The organism is Eggerthella timonensis, from assembly GCF_900184265.1.
Lineage (GTDB): Bacteria > Actinomycetota > Coriobacteriia > Coriobacteriales > Eggerthellaceae > Eggerthella > Eggerthella timonensis.
In genome coordinates this window covers 555,042-577,527 of record NZ_FXXA01000002.1, presented here as the reverse complement: position 1 = coordinate 577,527, position 22,486 = coordinate 555,042, and the positions used below count along the sequence as shown (strand labels likewise).

The 22,486-nt window shown below is 63.7% G+C and carries 11 protein-coding genes and 2 tRNA genes; all 13 read right to left on the bottom strand.

Translation table 11 applies throughout. From position 1 onward, the window contains the following. Window positions 1-68: 68 nt before the first annotated feature. Window positions 69-689 (bottom strand): hypothetical protein, encoded by a 621-nt coding sequence (locus C1A15_RS02510; protein WP_101721113.1) that lies wholly within the window; start codon window positions 687-689, stop codon window positions 69-71. 47 nt (window positions 690-736) lie between these two features. Further along, window positions 737-1,285, bottom strand: coding sequence for a hypothetical protein (locus tag C1A15_RS02505; protein WP_101721112.1), 549 nt, complete (start codon window positions 1,283-1,285; stop codon window positions 737-739). Continuing rightward, a complete protein-coding gene (locus C1A15_RS02500) occupies window positions 1,275-2,036 on the bottom strand; it encodes a hypothetical protein (protein ID WP_101721111.1) in 762 nt (253 codons plus the stop codon). Before C1A15_RS02500 ends, C1A15_RS02505 begins: the two co-directional genes overlap by 11 nt. A 41-nt stretch (window positions 2,037-2,077) precedes the next feature. After that, window positions 2,078-2,755 carry a hypothetical protein gene (locus C1A15_RS02495; protein WP_101721110.1) on the bottom strand — a complete coding sequence of 226 codons (678 nt, stop codon included), beginning with the start codon at window positions 2,753-2,755 and terminating at the stop codon, window positions 2,078-2,080. A gap of 229 nt (window positions 2,756-2,984) precedes the next feature. Further along, window positions 2,985-3,530 carry a hypothetical protein gene (locus C1A15_RS02490; RefSeq protein ID WP_146001793.1) on the bottom strand — a complete coding sequence of 182 codons (546 nt, stop codon included), beginning with the start codon at window positions 3,528-3,530 and terminating at the stop codon, window positions 2,985-2,987. Window positions 3,531-3,540: 10 nt separating this feature from the next. After that, a complete protein-coding gene (locus C1A15_RS02485; protein WP_101721108.1) occupies window positions 3,541-4,599 on the bottom strand; it encodes a hypothetical protein in 1,059 nt (352 codons plus the stop codon). A 21-nt stretch (window positions 4,600-4,620) separates the two neighbouring features. Further along, the gene (locus C1A15_RS02480) at window positions 4,621-15,825 is read right to left on the bottom strand and encodes a M26 family metallopeptidase (RefSeq protein ID WP_101721107.1); all 11,205 of its coding nucleotides are present in this window, start codon (window positions 15,823-15,825) and stop codon (window positions 4,621-4,623) included. A gap of 892 nt (window positions 15,826-16,717) precedes the next feature. Continuing rightward, complete coding sequence (locus tag C1A15_RS02470; protein ID WP_180952972.1) at window positions 16,718-17,572, bottom strand: LytTR family transcriptional regulator; 855 nt, start codon at window positions 17,570-17,572, stop codon at window positions 16,718-16,720. Between the two features lie 288 nt (window positions 17,573-17,860). Then, a tRNA-Ser gene (locus tag C1A15_RS02465) sits at window positions 17,861-17,953 on the bottom strand. Between the two features lie 56 nt (window positions 17,954-18,009). After that, window positions 18,010-18,101 (bottom strand) — tRNA-Ser (locus C1A15_RS02460). A gap of 63 nt (window positions 18,102-18,164) precedes the next feature. Next, window positions 18,165-19,022: an ABC transporter ATP-binding protein gene (locus tag C1A15_RS02455; protein ID WP_101721104.1), complete on the bottom strand. Its 858-nt coding sequence runs from the start codon at window positions 19,020-19,022 to the stop codon at window positions 18,165-18,167. A gap of 121 nt (window positions 19,023-19,143) precedes the next feature. Further along, window positions 19,144-20,430, bottom strand: a complete 1,287-nt coding sequence (locus C1A15_RS02450; protein WP_101721103.1) for a SurA N-terminal domain-containing protein — start codon at window positions 20,428-20,430, stop codon at window positions 19,144-19,146. A gap of 212 nt (window positions 20,431-20,642) precedes the next feature. After that, entirely contained in the window at window positions 20,643-22,454 is a 1,812-nt protein-coding gene (gene typA, locus C1A15_RS02445) for a translational GTPase TypA (protein WP_101721102.1), read from the bottom strand. Between the last annotated feature and the right edge of the window lie 32 nt (window positions 22,455-22,486).

Below are 22,486 nucleotides of genomic sequence, written 5' to 3'. Positions count from 1 at the left end.
AGCGCCCGACGAAACGCAAGTGGTCGGGCGAGCAGGCCGCCCCTTGCGAGGGCGACCTGCGGGGGGGGCTAGGCAGTGGGCACGGATACCTTGAGCACGGCCGTTACGGTGTGCGATCCTTCGAGACTCGTCAGGTCCTCGCTCGGCGAAGCCGAGGCGGTCAGCGTGAGCGAGCCGACGCCGGGATTGGTGGCGCCGTCGGCGGTGCCGGCGAGGTTCGTGAACAGCGGCGCATCGATCGAATCTCCCTTGGACAAGGAGTAGTCGCTGCCCGGGGTGCCCATCGTAGTAGCAGGCGCAAGCGAGAGCGAGATCTTTTCCAGCAGGTTGCTGTCGTCCGCCACCTTCGCCACGGACACGTCCACGGCGGAGTCCTGCGAGTAGTTGCGCACCTCGGCCTGCACCGGGAGCGTCTTGTCAGCGTCGATGACATGAGCGCTTCCGCTTCCCACCTTCGTGGCGACGCCGATAGGCAGCTGGGAGGGAACCGTGACCTTGATGACCTTGGCGCCCGGCGCGTGCACCGTGGCCTTGATGTCGGTGGGAGCCTCGAACGATCCGCCTGCGATCTCCGCTTTCTCGTACGAGCCGTCTTCGACGCCGGGAGTGGCGGCGAACGCCGGCACGGCGAAGGCGGCGGCGAGCGCCGTAGCCGTCAGCACGGCGGCGATGTTCTTTGCTTTCGTCATTTCAATCGTTTCCTTTCGTTGGGTTGCGCCCGTCTGTGCGGGGCGCATTATCGATTCGAACCTTGGCCGGGATCCTGCACCGAGATGACCACCTCGGCCGCCGCTTGGCCGAGCGGCTTCTTCGTGTCCTGCTGATACGACCGGATGAGAGCCGTGCACGTATAGCTTCCCGGCTCCAGCCTGACGTCCAGCCGGTCGCTGTCTACGTAGCTGCCCGGAGCGAGGTACCCAGTCTCGTACACCGCTTCCCCCGTGTCGTCGCGTGTTATCTCCAGAGTGAGGAGCTTGGCGTTGTTCCCCGGGTTCTCGAAGAGGATCGGAGCCTCGGCATCGGGACTTTCAAGGTGCATCTGGGTGTTCAGCCCGAACGCGATCATGCCCTCGTCCACCTTCTGGGCGAGCAGGGCCTCGAGCTCGTCTTTGCTGTAGTCGCCCATGGGACCCACGACGACATTGGGCTCCATGCCGTCGTCAGCCGGCGGCGCGAGGAAGCACCAAGCGCCTGCGGCAGCCACGAGCAGCAAACCTAGCACCAGCAGCACGAAGGGCCAGCGGCGGCGCGCGGTCATACAGCCGTCCTGATGCTCATCGGCCATCGCGCGCACCCCTCCTTCGAAGGGCCAGCGCTATGAGCGCCGCGGCCGCCAGCAGCGTGCCTGCGGCGCACAGGGCAACAGGGCCCAGCGCGTCACCGGTGACCAGCAAAGAGGGAAGCCGCAACAGAGGGCCTGCGCCGCCGTCATCGCCGGGAGCGCCAGGCGAGCCGGCGGGCTCGGTGCTACCCGAACTACCGCCCGAGCCACCCGAGCCGCCGGCCTTCTCCATGACGACCTCCCAGCGCTCGCCTTCATCGCCTTTGCAGGTGTGGACGCGCTCGTAGCGGGTGTGCCCGTCAGCCTCGACGGACACCAAGTAGTCGCAGCCCGCCACGATGCCCTCGAGGTCGGCCGTGCCGTCCGGAGCCGTGACCGCCGATCCCGCGCGCACCATGCCCGACGCCGTCCGAGCCGCAAGCGCGGGCTCGACGACGGCGGGCACGGGCGCGTCTGGATCCGCGTAGTCCGATTGCAGCGCGTAGGCTACGCGCGCGCCGCCCACGTGCTCGCCCAAAAGGTTGGACACGTGGACGGACACCGGATGGACGGGAGCGTCGGGATCGTCCGCCGCCGCCACCGACATGGACAGGTTGAGGTCGAACGATCCGTCGCCGCCCACCTCGTCGGCGAGCGCCGCGCGCGGCCAGGCCAGAAGGCAGAGCGCGAGCAGGGCCGCGAGCGCGCATGCGCACGCCGTCGTGCGGCGCGGCGCCGCCTGAGTTCCCGCTGCCGCGTTTCGTTGCCGGATCATCGTGGTCGCCTCCCTCTCGTCGTCATGGCGTCGGCCGCCGGTTACGGAGCCGGCGTCGTCTCGGGTGCGGTGGCGGTGATGGTGAAGGTGGGCACGATGGTGAACGTGTCGCCGTTGCTCCATCCCGTCGTGGTCTGGCCGTAGAAGCTCATCGTGGCGGCGTTGCTGCTATCGCCTGCAGCCGTCGCGGCCTTCGGGGTGGCCAGCTTGCCGTACTCGGCGGCGTTGAACGCGTAGTACTTGCCCGCCGCCGTGGTCAGCCAGTCGGCTTCGGTGGCGAAGCTGGCGGGCTTGCTGGCCGCATCCTTCACGGCGAACATGACGGCCTTGTCAGCGGTAAGCCCGTCCGCTTTCGTGACCAGCGCGGGAGTGCCGTCGGTCGCGCTGATCGCACAGCTGGAGATGTAGGCGTACACCGGCACCGCCGAGGAGTTGGTCACGGTGTAGTCGGTGGGCACGTTCGTGAGCTGGGCCGCGACGCCGGCGGCATCGTCCGTCGCCGTGATGGTGGGGTCGATGGTGAACGCGGCCGTGGTGGGCACGGACACCGAGAGCTTCGTGGCCGTGATGGTGCCGGTGATGGTAGACGCCGTGTCGCCGGCTGCGGTCACCTCGGTCGTCCCGGCAGCAACGGGATCCGCAAGGGCCGTCCCCGGAACGCATACGGCGGCCGCCGTGGCCAGCGCCAGCGCGCAGGCTCCGAACTTCTTCTTCAACATGGTGCTCCTCCTTTTGGTTTCGCGCCCTCGCTTGTGCGGGGCGCCCCTTTCTCGGCAGTGCTTTTCTTCGCGCGACGTTTTCTCATAAGCTCATACACGGCCCTCCCCTCGCGCCGGGAGGGCGCCCGCGTAGTCGGGGCATCGCCCCCTGCCGGGCGGACCGGTGCCGCGCGCCGACGCGTCGCGGGACGCAGGAGCCGAAACGAGTCTCTCTTCCACGTCCGGCCCCCTATCCCTGCACGTAGACGGTGATCTCGGCGGCCGCCTGGCCGATGGGGGTGTTGTCGGACAGCTTGTAGGTGGAGAACTGCGCCGTGCACGGGTACTCGCCCGCTTCCAAGTCCACGTCAAGCGGAGCGCTTTCTATGTACTGGCCAGGGTCGAGGTAGCCCGACTCGTACACCTTGTCGCCCGTGTCGGTGCGGTAGATTGCCACGGTAAACCGGTTGTTGTTGATCTCGGCGTTCTCGATCATGAGGTTGCCGGGGCTCGCGCCGTCGGGAAACGCCGGCGTGGCGTTGATGGAAAACGTGAGCATGCCCTCGTCCACGATCTTGTCCAAGTCGGCGAAGTCGCCGGAGAGCGAGCCCACCTTCACGTTGGGGTCGGGTTGCATGCCGTCGCGGTTCGGGTCGGGCATGGTCATCCATACGAACAGCGCGACCGCCGCCGCGATAAGCAGCACCAAAAGCACGGCGATGGCGGCCCACAGCTTTTTATGGGGCTCGGGGGCCTTTGCGTTCGGGAGGGTTTGCTGGGTGATCTCTTCCATCATGTTCCTTCCGTCATTTCACGCGAACGGTCACGTCGCTGGCAAGCGTGTTCACTTGGGTCGCGCCCGAATACACCAGAACGACAGCGCGCATTTCGTGGTCGCCGGGCTCGAGCGCGCGGTCGAGCCGCACGGCGGGCACGTAGCTGCCGGGGGCGACCATGCCCGAGCGGGCCAGCTCCTCACCGTCAACTTCCAGTACGACGCGCGCCGAATACTGGTTGGCGGCGGGGTTTTCGAACTGGATGGGGCAGTTCAGCGATCCCTCGGCCATGGTGCACAGCTGATTGAGCACCATCTGGAAGCTGCCGGGAGCCACATCGATGTCCGCTGCGTTCAGGGTGCCGGCCTGCGCGTGCGCGTCGGGCAGCAGGTAGATGCGCTCTTGGACGGGATCGGGCAGGCGGAACAGCCCGAACCACGCCCCGGCCACAAGCCCCGTCATGACCAGCAGCACGCCCGAGAGCGCGATGCAGGCGGTGCGGAACTTGTGCGAACGCTTGGCGGGGATGGCCGGCATGCCGGCCGCAGCCTGGGCGGGAGCAGCGACGGAGGCTGCAGGCAGGGGCGCGGCCGGGCACGCAGACGTTTCACGTGAAACATCCGGTGTCGCAGCGGGCGCGGGGGCGGCCGTACCCGCGGGAACGGCCGCGGCGGCAGGGGCCGGCGTGCCGGAAGCGGGGTCGGGGGATGAGATCGCCGGGACCGAGCGGGCAAGCGCCTCGCGCGAGACGCCCTGCTCCTCGGATACAGCAGGCGCCGCATGCGCAGGTCCGGGCGCTGCCGCCTGCGCGGCCTTCAACGATTCTATCGCCAATGTCGATGCCTCCTCGGCCATGGCCACGGCCAGGGCCGCGTCGTCGGATACGGCCGCCATGGCCTCGTCGGCCATGATGGACGCCACCTGTGCGTCCTGTGCGGCGGAACGCTGGGCATCGGTCCCGTGCGCGGGCACGAGACGCTGGGCTGCGACCGCCAGGCGCTTGGCGGCGAGCGCCTTCTCGCGTACGCGCGCGGCTGCTTCCCCGCCAGGAGCGCCCGCCGTGCTCGGTATGTTCGTCTGCTCGCTCACGCGGTCCTCGTCCTCGATTCCCTACTTGGCGCCGGCGCTCAGGACGGGTGCGGCCACGTCGTTCTCGGACAAGCGGAGGTCATAACCAACCGTATAGCCGAACACACCCGTGGTGCCTATGTAGGTGCCGGTGTAGTCCATGCCCCACTTCCATCTGACGACTTCGCCGCCGGGAACGGAGAACGCGAGCGGCACCTTGGCGTTTGCCGGGTCGTAGTACAGGGGCGCGTCCAGCTTGGCGAGCTCGCCCGTGCCGTCCGAGCCGAGCACGAACAGCTTCGCGTTGCCGGGTTGAGTGACGGGATCGGAGGTGGCCTTCAGCACGTCGGATTCGGCGACGGGATCCAGGACCGCATTCACCTTGTCGCCGGCAGAGAGCTCGGTGTTCTGGGCCATCGGCACCACGCTCTTGACAGAACCCGCCACGGGCATCGCGTTGTTGCTCTTCAGGGTGGAGGGCGCCGCCGCCTTCGCGGCATTGTCGCCCTGGTGCACTTCGCCGTCGGGGGACAGCTCGAAGGACGAGGATGTCTCCACCGGCACCGCCACGTCGAGCGTCTTGTTGCCCTCGAACGCCTTCACCGTGACACTCACCTTGTAGTGCGCATAGTCGTCGGCCACGATGAAGGAGGTGCTGCGGGCATCGCCGCTCGTGTACGCGGCGGCCGTATGCAGATCGATGCCGGCCAGGTTAGTACCAAGCAGCGCCGTATCGCCGGTTGCGCTCGAGGGCGTGAGCGACACGTTGCCGGCAGCCAGCGCGAACTTTCCGTTGGCGGAGGTCGTGCCCCACGTGGAGAAGGCCGCGTCTACGTCGGCGGCGCTCGCCAGCGTCGCACCCGACGGGTTCGCCGGGGCCTGCTCCAGAGTGACCGGGCCGGAGAGCGGCTTCTTCACCGGACCCTCCATGAATTCGCCTGTCGCCTTCTTGGAGCTATCCACCTTCGTGGAGATATCCTTCGGATCGAGCGTGACCGTAAGCTCCTTGAGCTTCAGGTCGCCGAACACGGGGTAGCCGCCGTTCTTCAAGGCCGAGCCGTTCTTCTGCTCGTCGGTGGTCCACACGGTGGAGGCGGGGGCCGTCCCGTCGGCGCTCCCCACATAGGCCGAGCCGTTGAGCAGGTAGGCCGCGTTCCAGGATTTCATCTGGGCGTCGGTGAGGGGGGTGCCCTGGTTCTCGTAGTACATACCCGAATCGGGGATGTCTACGAAGCAGCAGTCCACGGACTCGCCGATCGAGGAATCCCCGTTGCAGATGGGGAACTCGGCCACCGTCTCGCTTGCATTGTAGCAGCCGACGACCCTGCTCGCGTTATAGGCGATGCCGCTCATGCTCCCACCGTTGTTGTCGTCGTCGAACCGGCCGACGTTGTAGCAGTAGGCCACCTCGTTGGAGTTCGCGTCGCCGACGATCCCGCCGTTCGAATCGTTCCATCCGCCGACCGTGCCGTGGTTCGCGCAGCGCTCGACGGCGTAGACGCCCGCCTCGCCGAGAGGCGGCAGCGTCCCGATGATGCCGCCGGTCTCATAGCAATAGGTGGTCGAAACCGTGGCGCGGTTGACGCAGTTCTCGACTTTGACCGCGTAGTCGCCCGCATCGTATTCCTCGCCGACGCCGTCGTATCCGCCCGCCACCCCTCCGAAGCTGCTGCTGCCATCCTGGGACGTGGAGGTCACGCTGCCGTGCTCGCCGGTAACGATGCCTTTCAGCGTGGCGTTGCGGACGACGCCGATGAAACCGACGTATTCCTCGCCCTCGGCCCGCATGTAGTCCACCGCGTGGCCGCCGCCGTCGAACACGACGCCCTTGTAGCCGGAACCGGCCTCGCCGCCGTACCAGTGCTCGAGGTCCCACGTCTCGGTGCTGTACCCCTTGCCGATCGGCACCCACAGAAGGGCGTTCTCGGCGGTCTTCTCCTTGCCGGTGTAGGCCGAGCCGTCCAGGTCGACGTCGCCCGTGATGCGGACGCTCTTCGATCCGTACTCGCGCGCGGTGGCGCTCGTGTTCACCTTGTAGGCGAACCAGGCCAGCTGCTCGGGGCTGGATATCTCGTAGGCGCCGTCGGACGCGGTCGAGGGCTGCAGGGAGACGGCGATGGCGTCCACCCACGCGCCCACCTCGCCCCAGTCGGCCGCAGCGTCCATGGACTCGCCCGCGGTGCAGAGCACCGGGTAGCCCGCGTTCTCGCTTGCGTCCTTCGCCTTGCGCCAGGTGGCGAGGTCGGCGAGCTTCTGCGTGCCGTCGCCGCCGTTGAGTGCGTAGGCCGCGCCCCAGGACTTCAGCTGGTCGTCCGCGAGTTTGGTGGCTTGGCCGGCAGTAGCGTTGTTGCCGAAGGCGGGCAGCCCGTTGTCCAGATAGTAGCAGTTGGTCGTGGGGCTCTGCGCGTTACTGTGCCACCCGTTGATGGCGCCGTACGTGACCGGAGCAGTTACGCTACCAGTGTTGTAGCAGCTCTCCACGCGGGTTCCGTAGGCAGAGTCCCCGGTCGTGGAACCGACGATGCCGCCGGCGCACGTCTTCGCAGCGGAGATCGAGCCGGTGTTGTAGCAGTTCGAGACGGTGCCGAACACATAGCCCGCGATGCCGCCGGCCATGGTGTCCTTGCTGTCCGATCCCGTGCCGGTGACCGACGCGGCGTTCCAGCACCGCTCGACCGACACGGCGGCTTTCCCCTTCACCCTCTCCATCTTGCCCACGATGCCGCCGACGGTGTGGAGCCCCTTGACCGAGCCGCTCGCCACGCCGAAGTCGTGCACCGACACTGCGGCGGAGTCGGTGCCTTGCAGTGTGCCGAAGAAGCCTACGCGGCCCGTGCCCTCGTTGACGAAAAGGTTCTCAACCGCGTGCCCGCCGCCGTCGAATTCGCCGGAGAAGCTCGCGATGGGCTTCCATTTGAGGCAGTTGGAAAAGTCGGAGGCGACCGAGGCCTCTCCCGTGTAGGGTTTACCCGACAGGTCGATGGGCGCGGCCAGCTTTGCGTGCTTGCTCTTGTAGTTCGCGTTGTCGGCGTTCACCTTGTACGCGAACCAGGCCAACGCCTCGGGGGAGCCCAGATCGTAGGCATCCGCGGCGCTGTCGGCGGTCTGCGCCGGCTTGCCGGCGATGAGGCCGGCGTCCACGCCCGCGCCGACGACGCTCCAGTCGGCCGGCGCGGCCAGCGTGCCGAACGAGGGGTACCCGTCGTTCTTGGATGCGTCGTAGGTCCACGGCGTTCCCGCCTTCTTGCCGTTGAGCGCCCAGGCCGCTGCCCACGACTGCATCTGGTCCGTGGAAAGCGCGGTCACGCCGGCTTCGGCGGGGGCGGTCGATCCGTACGCCGTCGAATCGTAGAACACGTTGTCGGGCTTGCACTTGCCCGTGCCCGAGCTTTCGCTGTAGCAGACGGGCTTCGAAGCCTTCCCCACGTAGTAGCTGTTTTTGACGGTGACCGGGTTGTAAGAGCGACCCACTATGCCACCGCCGTGCTTCCTGAGGGCATCCTCACCCACATTCGCGCGCACGTAGCAGTTCTCTATGGCGGCGCCGCCCTCATGCACGTCGCCCACGATGCCGCCGGTCATTTCCGTGGGGCTTGCTCCCTTTATGGTGCCTCCGTTCACCGCGCAGCCCGAGATGACAGCATTGGCCTCGGCCTGGCTGACGATGCCGCCGACGGTGATGTAGTCCGACGCGCAGGAGACGCTTATGTCGACATCCTCGAGCACCACGTTCTTCACCGTGCCTCCGTGCAGGAAGGCGAATAGACCCCAGCCGCCTTTTCCCGGCGCGGAAAGGTTGTTCTGATACAGGTTCTTGATGACGCGTCCCTGGCCGTCGAACGTGCCGCCGTAGGTGCCCGGTGCCTTGCTGTGCCCGGGACCGACCTTCGCGATGGACGACCATTGCAGTTTGGCGTCGGGCGTTCCGCCGTACTTCGTGCCGGTGAGGTCGAGGGCGGACGCCGTTATCTTGGCGCACTTGGTGTATGCGATTTTAGGATCCCCGGTGTTCGACTTGTACGCGAACCAGGCGAGGGCCTCTTCGCTGCCCAGCTGGAAGGCGTTCGCCTCGTTGTCGCCGGTCTCCGCCGGCTTGCCGGCTATGAGGTCTGCGTCCACGCCGAAGCCTACCTCGCCCCAGTCGGCGGCTGCGCGCAGTTCGCCGAACGAGGGGTAGCCGTCATTGGCTGCGGCATCGTAGGCCCACGCAGTGCCCGAGCCGTAATTCTTGCCGTTCAAGGCGTACGCCGCAGCCCAGGACTGCATCTGAGCCGTGGAAAGGCCTTTGACACCGGCGCGCTCGGCGCTTCCGGTGAACAGCGTGGAATCGTAGTAGCAGTTGGTGAAAGTCGCATTTGATTGGTTCTGAGAGCACAGGGGGCTGCCCTGCGCCGTGCCTGCGAAGTAGCAGTTCTTCATCTTTGCTCCACTAAGGGCCCGGCCCAAGATTCCGCCGCCGCCAGAGCCCCCCGTCACCGTCACGGAAGCGCGCACATAGCAGTTCTCGATGGTGCTGCCATTCGCATGGGAATCGCCCATGATGCCGCCGACCATTTGAGCCGTGACGACCGTGCCCTTGATGGTGCCGTCGTTCACCGCACAGCCCAAGACGACAGCGCCGCCCGCAGCTTGGCTGACTATGCCGCCGACGGAGACATAAGCCTTCGTGTTGGAGATGTTTATGTCGACGTTTTCGAGCACCACGTCTTTCACCGTGCCACCGTACAGGAAGGCGAACAAACCCCAGCCGCTGGCGGCTGCCGCGGAAGGGTTGCTCTGATACAGGTTCTTGATGACGCATCTTTGGCCGTCGAACGTCCCGCCGAAGGTGCCCGGTACGGTGCCATGCCCGCCACTGACCTTCGCGATGGACGACCATTGCAGCTTGGCGGAGGAAGTGCCGCCGTACTTCGTACCGGTAAGGTCGAGGGTGGACGCCGTTATCTTGGCGCACTTGGTGTACGCTTTGGTGGTATCTTCGGTGTTCGACTTGTACGCGAACCAGGCGAGGGCCTCTTCGGTGCCCAGCTCGAAGGCGTTCTCCGCGTCAGCGCCGGTCTCCGCCGGCTTGCTGGCGATGAGGCCGGCGTCTACACCGAGGCCCACCTCGCCCCAGTCGGCGGCGGCGCGCAGTTCGCCGAACGAGGGGTAGCCTTCGTTGGTTGATGAGTCGTATGCCCACGCGGTGCCCGAGCCGTAATTCTTGCCGTTCAAGGCGTACGCCGCAGCCCAGGACTTCATCTGTTCGGCCGTAACGCCAACGCCTTGGTTCGATCCGGACATGCCGTCGGTGGTGTAATAGCAATTCGTTGCCGAGCGCCGGGCAGTGATCTTGGAGTTGGTGCTGCCCGTTCCAGCGTTGTAGCTGTTGTACACATAGCCAGAAGAACAGATTCCCCCCGAACCATAACCGCCGGATCCGGTTTTAAGGTATCCTCTGTTGAAGCAATACTCGATTCTACCGTCGCAAGCCTGTCCAGCCACGCCGCCCGAATCGCCTTGAGACGTCGTGACGGATCCGTAATTCCCACAGTACGCCATCGATGCGACAGCCTGGTTTGTCGGCAGATTTCCAATAATGCCGGCAGTTTTCTGGCTACCCTTGATAGTGGCGTAGTTCACACAGCTTTCCACGCGTATGGCATGAGTCGTCGACCAGCCCTCGAAGCCTCCGGCCACACCACCTGTTCTAGCTTTCCCGGTCACGCTGCTGTTCTTGCCGATGGTGACACCCTTGATCGTGCAGTTGTGAGCGCAGCCGATCAGACCCGAATAGTCGACGGCGCGGTTCACTAGCATGTAGTCCACGGTCTTTCCGTTGCCGTCGAAGACGACGGTCTTGTACTCGCCTTGGCCGCTGGCGGCAGCGTCGGCGCCGAACCAGTACGTCCCATCGTTGCCGATGGGGGTCCATGGCATGGCGTTGGCAAGGCTCTTCGCGACCGCCGTGTACTTCGACCCGTCCAGGTCGATGTTCGCCATAAGCTTGGCGCTCTTAACACCGTAGGCGCGATCCGTGTTCACCTTGTACGCGAACCAAGCCAACGCCTCGGGGGTGGATATCTGGTAAGGATCGTCAACGGTGCCGGCCTGCGTCGGCACGAAACCGTCTCCCGTAAGCTTGCCGTTGGCCACGGCCTCGCCCACCTCGGCCCAGGCGCCGAAGTTGATGCCGAACACGGGAAGCCCGCCGTTCACGTTTTCGGAGTCGAACACCCAGGGGGCATCCTTGCCCACACGCCCGGCGTTGAGCGCCGTGACGAACTTTGGTAGCTTACCATCGGAGATCGACCACTCGGCATAGTAGCCTTTGTCGCAGTATCCGTACTCTCCAAGCCCCGAAGGGTTGTCGCTCACCAAAAAGTTCGGGCGATCGGGGTCGGTATAATCGTAATTTTGCTGTTCCCCACAGATCGCATAAGCGGCAGAAGTCGTAGTCGTAGGCGTGGCGATGACACCCGCATTGTAACAAGCTCGCACAATAGCGCTCGTTTTAGAATTGTCAAGGCTGGGCGCGCCTCCGGTTATACCTGCAGCAACATTCTCCTCCTTATTTCCACCTATAACACCAACGTTGTAGCAGTCTTCGAGATAGTAGCTGCCATACGTGCTCCATGCGGCTCCGGCAATGCCGGCGACGAGCACGCAGAAGCTCGTCTCCGTACCCTCTTTCTTACTGATTACCGCGCCGGCGTTCGAACACCGGGATATCATGGTCTCGCCCTCGTAGGTACCCTTGTCATCATATGCAACACCTACGACGCCGCCGGCGGCAACGGAGTTGCTCGCCATAGACAGATTGTCAAATGATGCATCGTTGCACGCCGCCGTGACCGTCGCCGACGACGAGCAATTCTCCACGAGGGTCGATCGGGCCGTGCCCACGATGCCAGCTGCCGTGTACAGCTTGGAGTCTAGCAAGGTGAGGTAACCCGTGGATGAGCACGTCTTATCCAAACGGACGTTCTTCACGGTGCACTGCAAAGCTTCGCCGATGAGCGCCGCCGATGAACCGCGGCCCTCGACCTTCGCGTCCTTCTCGTCGGTGGCGCCTTGCACGCGCAGATGCGATATGACACTGTCCCCGCCGTCGAAGGTGGTACCATACAACGGCCGGCTCACGCTCCTCCCCTCGGACTCTTTCCAGTAGGAGTTGCCGATAGGCTCCCATGCCAGAGGCTCCGCCCACGTTCCGCCATAGGCCGCGCCCATCATGTCCAACGCCGGCGCTTCGATGCGCGCAGGCTTCTGCACGGGCTTGCTGCCCTCGTCCTGGTAGGAGGGATCCGCGGATCCAGACATCCGGTACGTTTCCCTTACATGATAGGAATAATATGCCAGCTGCTCGGGGGTTCGCAGGATATACGTGCCGTTTACCACTTCTGGAAAGGCGGAATTGTATTCCGAATCAACCAGAGAGCCTTCTTCGACGGCCTTGCCGATCTCCATCCAACTGGCTATGTCCGGCGCGCCGTGGAGCACGGGGAAACCCCCGTTTTCCCCTGCGACAGAGCTGCCCCATACCGGGCTCTCGCGAGAGCAGTTCAGCGAGGCCGCGAACACGCCCGTCTTCATATAGTCCGAGTCCACCTCGGTAATCATCGTAGGATCGACAGTGAACCCGATAGCGTCGCTAACGGGCTGCACGTTGAATTTATCGAGATCCGTCGGGTCGATGAACACGCGCCTGGTCTGGGAACCATCCAGCCAAGTAGCTACTACCAGGCCTGTTGATGGGCCTGCGGGAACGCTGAATACGCTCGGCTTCGCATACGAGTTCCTTATCGAACCGAACAAGACGCCGGCCACGCCGCCAATGTGCCCGGCACGCTGGCACGCGGTGATGGCGCCGGTTGAGTAGCAGTCTTCAAGGGTTGCAAGACAGCCCTCCTCGCCGACCGTGCCCGCGATACCGCCTATTTTGTCAACTGATCCAGCATCCTTGAAATCGATATCGCCCGAGAACCCGCAGCGCTCTATGGTGGCCTCGCAGTGTGCCCCCCCAAGGCCTACAATGCCCCCAACCGAATTGTAGGTCTGTGTACCGTAAGGTCTGATGGTTACACGCGACTCGATGTCGTGCAGACGCAGCTTGCTTTTGGTCGAATCGTAGTAATAACCCAGTCCTCCCACAACGCCGCCAACCGCATCGGCCGTTCCCGCAACAATGGTTCCCTCGAGAATGAATCCGCCGATGGTCGTTTCCAAACCCTCGCTCCAGCTTTCTTCGCTGGTGCAGGCCTGCAAGAACAATCCTCCGACCATTTTTTCGCGGCCGCCGCCCTCCATATCGACAGAAAGGCCGCTTATCGTATGGCCTGCCCCCTCGAACGACCCGTAGAATAGATCGCCCCAAGGCTCCCATGTCAACGCAGGGCTGACAGTCCCGTTCTGCCAAGCCAGGCCTCCGTACTGCATTCCCGACAGGTCGATGTCGGCTCCGAGCCTGATGCAGACGTAGTTATTAGTGAATTTATACCCCGTGTTTGCTTGGTAGAACAGATAGGCCAGCGCCTCGGGAGTGGTCACACGGTAGGGATTATCCTTCGTGCCGTCGCCAACGGGCTGGTAGTCGCGCAACGACCCGTTTGCCACCTCCCTGCCCACGTCCGCCCATGAGGCGTACCTTGCCCCTGTCACCGCGCCGGCAACGAACGGGTAGCCGTCGTTGCGACCTGACGTATACGACCAAATAGGATTCGAGCTACCGGTCTCCGAATATGCGTTGAGGAAGCCGACGAAGTCCTCCGACGTGTCTTTCGTTTTCATCTGGTCGGTGGTGAAACCGGACGGAAGGGGTTGGCTCGAAGACGAAGAATCAGTGGCGGACATGCCATGCTGCACGGAAGACGAGCACATGTCGCGATTGTAACTAAAGTAGTTAGCGATCGAATCGAAATGGCTTGCTTGAATATAGCCAAACACTCCGCCGCCCTGCCCCCTCGGCGCAGGGACGTCAGCTGGCAACCCGGATTTGTCGGTCAAGCTATCCGTGTAGGAAGTTGTGACGGCGGCGGCGTTGTAGGTGGAGAAGTACTGATATGACAGCGGACTTGGGTCAAGAGTGCCGAAGATGCCGCCCGCCAGGAAACCGCTGTGAACGGGGCCGCGGTTGTAGCAGTCACGCGTGAAGATGTTGCCTTCGGCAGATCCCACAAGCCCTCCCGCACAGCCGCCATAATTCGGATAGCCAAGCGGTCCGCCGTTTTTGGTCGGACCCGCATAACCGCCGGTGCTCTCGACGGCGCCTTCGTTGTAGGATCGGGTGATGGTGCACAACGCACTCTCCTTGGTCTCCATACCCAGATCCTGACCCGCGTACCAGCCAACCAGACCGCCGGCGTAGAGCACCGGCGAGGTGACGGTACCGATGTTTTTGCAATCGCTTGCCGTGAACCTGGCCGATCCGACAGTGGGCAGAATAACCCCGACGAGGCCTCCTGCGATAGCAAAATGATAATTCCGAGGATCGGCGTTGAACTTTTTTATATTGTTGAGGCTCGAGTGCGACCAATTCATCAAATTCTCTGGGAACATCTCACCGTCGGCGTAGATAGTGCCTTTGTTCGTGCAGCTTTGCATCTCGCACACGGCCGCACCACCGACGGCGCCCACCAAGCCTCCGGCGTATCCACGGCTCTTCACCTCCACATTTGAGGTCACGTTCCGAAGCGAAAGTGAAGCCGGGCATTCCTCATAACCCAGGTAACCAACAACTGATCCCGCCGCATTGGGCAAGATGTTCGAACCGGCCGTTGTCATGTCAATGACCCCTTCGAGAGTGAGGTTGGTCACGACGGCTTTCAATTCACTACTCCCACTATGAACCGTGCCGGCAAAGAGTCCTAGACCGGCCATATTTGAGACGGCGCTGGTGTGGTGGTCCGTTGACCTGCCGTCTGCCCACACGTGCATGCCCGAGATGGTGCAGCCCGCACCGTCCAGCTGGATGTTGCTCTCTATGTTCCAGCAGGTCCATGGAAGGGGGCTGCCGTCGGCGGTGTAGGAGGTGCCGGATAGGTCGATGTCGTTTGCAAGGACGATTTTGTTGTCAGTGTTCCGATAGGCACAGTAAAGGCTGTAGGCGAAGCCTTCCGGCGTGGATACGGCCAAAGGGTCTTCTTTGTAGCTTCCCATTCCGTATTTACCCTGGTCGACGGCCTCCGCCACTTCGAGCCAGTTTTTGAATATTGGCGTCGCTGCAGGGGCCGGGTCGTCGGCCGCTGCAGGGGCGGGCTCGGCGGCAAGGGCCTCGGGCTCGGCCTGCGCCGCGTTCGGGTTTGCGGGGCGAGCCGGGGCGGGGTATCCACTGGTGCGGTCGGGGTCACCAGAAGACCACACGACGGCGTCGCCTTCGCGACCGTCGTTCAGGAGTTCCGCGGCGTCTCGCAGCTGGTCGGGAGGCAAGGCTCCGTCGCGGTCGGCGACGGCGATGCCCTCGTAGGCGGCCTCGTTGCCCGGGGCGAGGTAGAGGCTCGTGCGCACGAGGTCCTCGTAGGCGCCGTCGGCGGTGAGCGTGGTGGCGAGGTAGGCGCCGTTGGCGGCGGCCTTCACGCTGCCTGCGTTGTAGGAGGTCTCGACGGTGCCCGCGCCCGCGCCGGCGATGCCGGCTGCGGCGGAGTCGGATGAGGCGCTAGCACTCGACACCGCGCCTAGGTTCGCACAGTCGGCGATGCGGCCGTCGTTCTCGCCGGCGATGCCGCCGACGAGGGAGGAGGGGGCAGGATCGGAGGCGTCGCCCTCAGCAGGCTGCCACGATACGGGCATGCGGTTCACCACGCCCTCGATCGCGCCCTTGTTGATGCCGGCGACCGCTCCGGCGCGCGAGCCTTCCGTCGTGACGGAGGTCTCGGCGAGGGCTGCAGCCTCCCCGCCCTGCGCGGCGGCCTCCTCGAGCTGCCTTTGCGTGCGGCCGAGCGAGAACCAGCGCACGGCGCCGGTCTCGGCGACGGTGCCGGCAAGGCCTGCACCCTGCGTGCGGAACAGGATCGCGTGGCCCTGGCCGTCGAGTTCAGCGGCGAGGGTTTCGATGGGCGTCCAGAGGGTGCCGGCTTCCGCGTGAGCCGTGCCCGTCAGGTCGATGTCGGCGTCGAGGCGCGCGAACGTGTTCGCGTCGCCGGCCTTGTGCGCGGCCCACCAGGCGAAGGCCTCGGGGGTGGATATCGCGTAGGGGTCGTCTTCGGTGCCGATGCCCGCAGGCTTGAAGCCCTCGCCCTCGAGCTCGCCGGACTCGACCGCCGCGGCCACATCCGACCACGTGGCGTAGACGGGTTCGGGCTGCTTTTCTTCAGTTGCTTCGTTGTGCGAGGAATCGGCGGGAGCTTCTTCCCCGGCGGCCTGATCTTCGGCAGGCGCGGTGGGGACGGTCTGGGTTGTGGGGTTCGACTCGGGATCCTGGGATTCTTCGGATGCGGGAGCGTCCGGCTCGGGCGCCGTTTCTGCGATATCGGGGTCAGCAGGGGCTTGCGGGCTTTCGCCTTCCGCTACTCCTTCGTCTCCCTCAGGGGCAGGCTCTGAATAAGCACCCCCCCCCCGTCGCCATGTTTTCAGAGGGTTGGGCAAGCGCCGACATGTCGTTCGCGATCGGATTCATAGTAACCACCAGCAGGGCCGAAAGCAGGACGGACACTGCCTTTTGGAATACGTTCGCACGAGCTGCATGATGCCGCACCGAGATAACGGAGGCCATAGCGGTATGACCGTATTTCTCTTTCCCCATGAGCGTGTTCCGCATAACGTTTGCCCCTTGCGTTCTTATCGTTCGACCACTCGAAGCACTCGTGTCTATAGACGCGGAAAGGGGCGGTTCAAACCGTTCCCCTTCACATGCCGCTTTCAAACCCGGCGCTTCAACTTTCGTTGTCACCAATAATGTTGCCAGGGGGGAGGCGATTCAACCCCATTGAGAAACTTGACCGACGAATGCAAGTGATCGTCCGTCGAATGCAAATAAACCAGAGGGGTGTGCTATCTCCGGACAACCGGGAAAAGCAGTAAAGACCATCCGTTATAACACAGCGTTTTACTGGGGTTATACGTTGCGAATACTCCTTTCACTCGGCTTCACTCTCGCATCGTAGGCTTTATGCAGCCCCCAGCTCTTCGCAACCAGACAAAGAGGAGTCGACGAAGTTCTCGTTCAGGACCGCTCTATCCCGCGACCGGCGTGCTTCTCGATAGCTTCGACCACACCCAGATAGCGGCGCTCGGCAATAGGGCGCGTAGAGCCGTCGTCGAGCTCCACGCGGTACCGCCACATCGACTCGACCCTATGCGCATTCACGACACAGGAACGATGGGTCCGCACAAAACACGGCGGCATCTTCCCTTCGATGGACGACAACCGTTCGCGATCGGCGAACGATCCTCCATCGTGAACGACGATGCACCCTTCTTCCGCAGCATCCAAGCAAATGATGCGATCTTCCGCAATGAAACGCGCGCGGCCACCGGGTTCATCGAAGCGGATAGTAGCGCGCCCTTCACTTTTCGAAGCCGTTACGCTGATCACCGCGTAATCAATAGGATCCTCGCCGGGCACCGACGTACGCTCGACACGTGGCGGCACATCGTAAGCGTTCGATATATGCAAGTGCACGATGCGCGGTCCTTCAGGCGAAAGCCCCCATACAAATGTGGCCGACTGACGGAACTCTACCTCGGAAGCCGTCGAGTCGGGAACGAGGGCGCCATACGTTGCCACCACCACGCAGGTGGAACCAACCGTGCGGATACCCCAATGCTCGTCGACCAGCTCTACCCTGTTACCATATTCGGGCTCAACGAGCGAGCGCATCTCCGTGGCGCTGCGAGCGTGCTGACACGACAGTGGGCCGATCCACGTCATATCTTCAGCCATCGGCAGCATCATGGAATCTATGTCGCGGCGCACGTAATGGTCGACCAGCACCTTACGGGAACGAGCCACCATAGAGCGATCCGAAGGCCAGCCGTCTCTCGAGCCCCTTCCAACATAAGCGCGATCAACCGCCATATACGTCCCTTCCCGTTGCATACCTGCAAACGTATCAACAAACAGAACAGAGCTTTCCGTACGTTGAGTTTTCGCCCGCGCACCTTCTGCATAGAGAACCTCGTGTGCGTTTTGAGATAGCCGATGGTAGCACAGGGAGTGCGGCCTACCGCTTAATTTGAACCTCACCTGGAAAAACATGATCGTAGGAAGGATGACGAGCATATACCTTCACGTGAAGCGCTTTGAAAACGAACGGTCTTCCAAAGAAAAACCCTCCTGACAAAGTCAGGAGGGTTTCTTTTTATCTGGCGGAGGAGGAGGGATTCGAACCCTCGTCACCGGGGTTGCCGGTGAAACGGTTTTCGAGACCGCCGCATTCAACCACTCTGCCACCCCTCCGCGGGGTGCGGGGCCGGGCCCCGTATGAAACGCGCCTCGAGGGCGCGGGAATAATCTGGCGGAGAGATAGGGATTCGAACCCTAGGTACTCTTTTGGAGCACACACGATTTCCAATCGTGCACCTTCGGCCAGCTCGGTCATCTCTCCGCTTCGGTGGTGCGCATGCTCGCGCGTTGCGCGGTCATGCAGCAGCTACGTAGTATACAACAGCTAATAGGCACTCACAAGCGAGAAATATTCCTCTTCACGAGCATCATCGAATTTTCCCTCGCCGCAGCGTACGGGAGCAGGCGCGGACATGCGCTGAACACGGAGGGGCACGTCGAAAAGATCGCTCATCACCTGGTCGTTCATCAGGGATTCCTTCGTTGCGTCGGCGTGGACCAAACCGTCTTTGAGCAGGACCACGCGCTTGATTTCTGGGATGATGTCCTCGGGGTAATGGGTGACCAGCACGATGCTCTTGCCCGCCTGCGCGAGCGTGCGCATGCTGGAACGCACGTAGTACATGCCCTCGGGGTCGAGTCCCGTGCAGGGTTCGTCGAAGACGAGCGCATCTGGATCGTGCACGAGCGCGCGGGCGATGAGCACGCGGCGCGCCTGGCCGGTGGACAACGTCATGATATCGCGCGATGCCAGGTCGTCCACGCCGAGCAGTTCCATCGCCCCGAGCGCCCGCACACGGGCGTCGTCCACTGCGGCATCGTCGGCCCGCACCGGAACGCCGAGCGTCCCGAACAGGCCGCCGGCCACCACGTCCACGGACGGCAGATGCACGGCTATCTGATCCTGCATCGACGACGACACGACGCCCAAGCTCTGCTTCACTTCGGCCAGCGTCGCGCGGTCGCGGCCGCGGAAGCGCACGGGCGGCTCGTCCCGATGCAGGGGAAGCACCTCCCGCGTGATGAGCTTCACGAAGGTCGACTTGCCCGAGCCGTTCGGTCCCAGCAACGCCAGATGCTCCCCTTCGGCAAGCTCGAACGATTCGATCGACAGGATCGGCGCGCCGGCACGCTGCACCACCGCGTTGTGCAGTTCGAAGAAGGGAGGTGTGCGAGTATCCATAGCGCTCCTGGTCGTAGCCGCATGTTTCACGTGAAACATGCGGACGTGCGTGCATGAAAAACGGCGGGGTCCCGAAGGACGCCCGCCGTGTCAAACGTGCTCAGCTCATGAGCCTAAAGGCTTAGGCGGCTTCCGCAGGCTGTCCATCGGCAGCGGCAGCATCGCCGCCCTCGGTGGAACCGGCATCCGCGTCGCCCTCGGCAGCGCCGTCGGCGGCGCCTTCGGCTGCACCGTCGGTCGCGGCAGCGTCCTCGGAAGCGGGAGCATCGGAACCATCGGCCGGCTGGCCGTCGGTCGCTTCGCCCTCAGAGGAACCGTCAGTCGCACCATCGGTCGCGCCGTCGGTGCCCTCATCGGTGCTCGGAGCGGGATACTTCGACATGTCCACGTCGTAGGGCAGGCCCTGCGGCATGTCGTTGATCTTGATGTCGGCAGCCTCGGTGGCTTCGTCGAGCCACTGCTGGTAGGCTTCCTGCTGCCTCGTCGACTTCAGCGACGAAGCGATGACGGAGATCCACTCTTCCGGAATCTGATCGAGGCTCGTCACTTCTTCGGGAGCGGTGTACACGTCGGTGCACTTGATGATATGGATGCCGAACTGCGTGGTGACCAAGCCGCTCAGCTGATCCTTCTCAAGGGGCTCCAGCCCGTCTTTGTACTCCTGCGCGAGGTTGCTCGGGTTGTTCCAGCCCACGTCGCCATCAAGCTCGACCGAACCGGGATCCTGGGAGTATTCCTTCACCGCATCGACGAAATCGAGCTCGCCGGAGTTGAGCTTGTCGAGCACTTCCTGAGCCGTCGCCTCGTCATCGGAGTTGAACAGGATATGGGAAGAGCGCTTGGAGCCGTCGTACGCGGTCGCGTACATCTGCGCGTATTGCAGCATGTCGGCATCGCTCGGATCCTCGTCGGAAGCGAACGAAGCGTACAGCTTGTTCTCCTTGAGCTTCTGCTCGATCTCGGCGCGATAGCTCTCCTCGGTCATGCCGGCCTGATCGAGCGCCGCCTGCCACTTCTCATCGGTATCGTAGTTCTGCTTCACCTTGTCGATCTGCTCGTCGATTTCGGAACTCTCGACGGTGATGCCCTTCTCCTCCACGCCCTCTTTCAGAAGCTCGCGCTGGGCATAGGAGTTGAACACTTCTTCGCGCACGGAAGCAGGCGTGTACTCGTTCTGCGAAAGCCACGTGCCCCACGACTCTTCGTCGTCGGCGCCCAGCTGTTCGCGCACGCCCTGAATGTAGTTCGTGACGGTGTCTTCGGCGATTTCCACGCCGTTGACCGTGCCCGCCACACCGCCGGTGCCGGCCGAGGCGTTGCCCTCGCTCGAGCAGCCGGCCAGGCCCCATGCGCACGCCGCCGTCAGGCTCACCGCGCATACGGTCTTCATGATGTACGTTTTCTTCATATGACCCTTCCCTCGAACATGGGCTTCTTCGTCACACCGCCGACCGAAGCGCCCATGAGATAAGTACTGCGCTGTATTCTCGCACACGTGAGAAAACGGGTTCTTGCGTTGCACAATATACCCATTATCGATTCACAGTCCCCACGCCAGGTTCAGGGATAAACCCGCCGGTTGGGACGCAGAGCGCGCCGCATCCCAACCGGCGGCGATGGCTACTTCTTGGCAGCCTTCTTGCGGTCGGTGGCCGACAGCATGCGCTTGCGCAGGCGGATGCTCTTCGGCGTGACCTCCACCAGCTCGTCGTCCTCGATGTACTCGAGCGCCTCTTCAAGCGTGAACGTGATGGGCGGCGTCAGCGAGATGGCCTTGTCGGCGCCCGACGAACGCTGGTTGCCCAACTGCTTCGACTTGGCGATGTTCACCACCATGTCGCCTTCCTTCGACGACTCGCCCACGATCATGCCCTCGTAGCAGTCCTCGCCGGGGCCGACGAACAGACGGCCGCGCTCCTGCAGCGCGTCGAGCGCGTACGCCACGCTCTTCTCGGTGGACATGGAGATCATCGAGCCGTTCTTGCGCCCCGACATATCGCCGCGGAAAGGACCGTATTCGGAGAAGTGGTGGAACATCGTGGCCTCGCCGCGCGTGACGTTCAGCAGGCGCGTGCGCAGGCCCATCGTGCCACGGGACGGGATCTTGAACACAAGGTGCGTCTGATCGCCGCGCTGGTACATGTCGGACATCTCGCCGCCGGCGCTGCCGAACACCTCGATGGCCTTGCCCGCGTACTCGCTGGGCACGTCCACGGTGGCTTCCTCGATCGGCTCGAGCTTGCGGCCGGCCTCGTCCTTCTTGATGAGCACGCGGGGACGGCCCACCTGGAACTCGAAGCCCTCGCGGCGCATCGTCTCCATGAGCACCGACAGGTGCAGCACGCCGCGGCCGGCAACCTCCACGCCGGTCTTGTCCTCAAGCTCCTCGATGCGCATGGAAATGTTGCTCTCCTTCTCGCGCATGAGGCGCTCCTTGAGCTGGCGCGCTCCGACGATCTCGCCTTCGCGACCGACGAGCGGGCTCGACGAGGCCTCGAACACGATAGCCATCGTGGGCTCTTCCACCTGGATGGGGTCGAAGCGAACGGGGTTCTCGCGGCTCGTCACCATATCGCCGATGTCGGCGTCCTCGACGCCCACCACGGCCACGATGTCGCCGGCGTGCACTTCCTGCTGCTCTTTCTTGCCCAGCGCCTCGAACGTGAACACCTGCTTGATGTTCGTGTTATAGCGCGTGCCGTCGTTCTTGATGACGAGCGCGGGCTCGCCCTTGTGGATGGTGCCGGAGAACAGGCGCCCCACGCCGATGCGACCGACGAAGCTGGAGTGGTCGACCGTGCAGATCTGGAGCGCCACCGGGCCGTTCGGCTCGCAATCGGGAGCCGGAACCTCCTTGAGGATGGTTTCGATCAGGGGGATCATGTCCATGTTGTCGTCATCGGGCGCGTAACGGGCATAGCCGTTCATGGCGCTGGCGTAGATGACGGGGAAGTCGAGCTGCGCGTCGGAGGCCTCGAGCTCCACCATGAGGTCGAACACCTCGTCGACCACTTCGTTGGGGCGCGCGCCCGGGCGGTCGATCTTGTTCACCACGAGGATGATGCGCAGACCCTGTCCGAGCGCGTGCTTCAGCACGAAGCGCGTCTGGGGCATGGGACCCTCGAACGCGTCGACGATGAGCAGGGCGCCGTCGGCCATGTTCAGCACGCGTTCCACCTCGCCGCCGAAGTCGGCGTGGCCGGGCGTGTCGATGACGTTGATCTTCACGTCGTTGTACGTGACGGAGATGTTCTTGGACAGGATGGTGATACCGCGCTCGCGCTCCTGATCGTTGCTGTCGAGCACGCGCTCGTCCACCTGCTGGTTCTCGCGGAACACGCCGCTGGCGTACAGCAGACGGTCGACGATCGTGGTCTTACCGTGGTCAACGTGCGCGATGATGGCGACGTTGCGGATGTTCTCTTGCTTCATGCCTTCCTTCTTCTTTCTAGTCAAGCCGCGCC

What these genes read in the sequence shown, in the direction of transcription:
- C1A15_RS02510 (WP_101721113.1), bottom strand. Translation starts at nt 689, where the DNA reads ATGACGAAAGCAAAGAACATCGCCGCCGTGCTGACGGCTACGGCGCTC.
- C1A15_RS02500 (WP_101721111.1), bottom strand. Translation starts at nt 2,036, where the DNA reads ATGATCCGGCAACGAAACGCGGCAGCGGGAACTCAGGCGGCGCCGCGC.
- C1A15_RS02490 (WP_146001793.1), bottom strand. Translation starts at nt 3,530, where the DNA reads ATGATGGAAGAGATCACCCAGCAAACCCTCCCGAACGCAAAGGCCCCC.
- C1A15_RS02505 (WP_101721112.1), bottom strand. Translation starts at nt 1,285, where the DNA reads ATGGCCGATGAGCATCAGGACGGCTGTATGACCGCGCGCCGCCGCTGG.
- C1A15_RS02495 (WP_101721110.1), bottom strand. Translation starts at nt 2,755, where the DNA reads ATGTTGAAGAAGAAGTTCGGAGCCTGCGCGCTGGCGCTGGCCACGGCG.
- C1A15_RS02455 (WP_101721104.1), bottom strand. Translation starts at nt 19,022, where the DNA reads ATGGATACTCGCACACCTCCCTTCTTCGAACTGCACAACGCGGTGGTG.
- typA (WP_101721102.1), bottom strand. Translation starts at nt 22,454, where the DNA reads ATGAAGCAAGAGAACATCCGCAACGTCGCCATCATCGCGCACGTTGAC.
- C1A15_RS02450 (WP_101721103.1), bottom strand. Translation starts at nt 20,430, where the DNA reads ATGAAGAAAACGTACATCATGAAGACCGTATGCGCGGTGAGCCTGACG.
- C1A15_RS02470 (WP_180952972.1), bottom strand. Translation starts at nt 17,572, where the DNA reads ATGGCGGTTGATCGCGCTTATGTTGGAAGGGGCTCGAGAGACGGCTGG.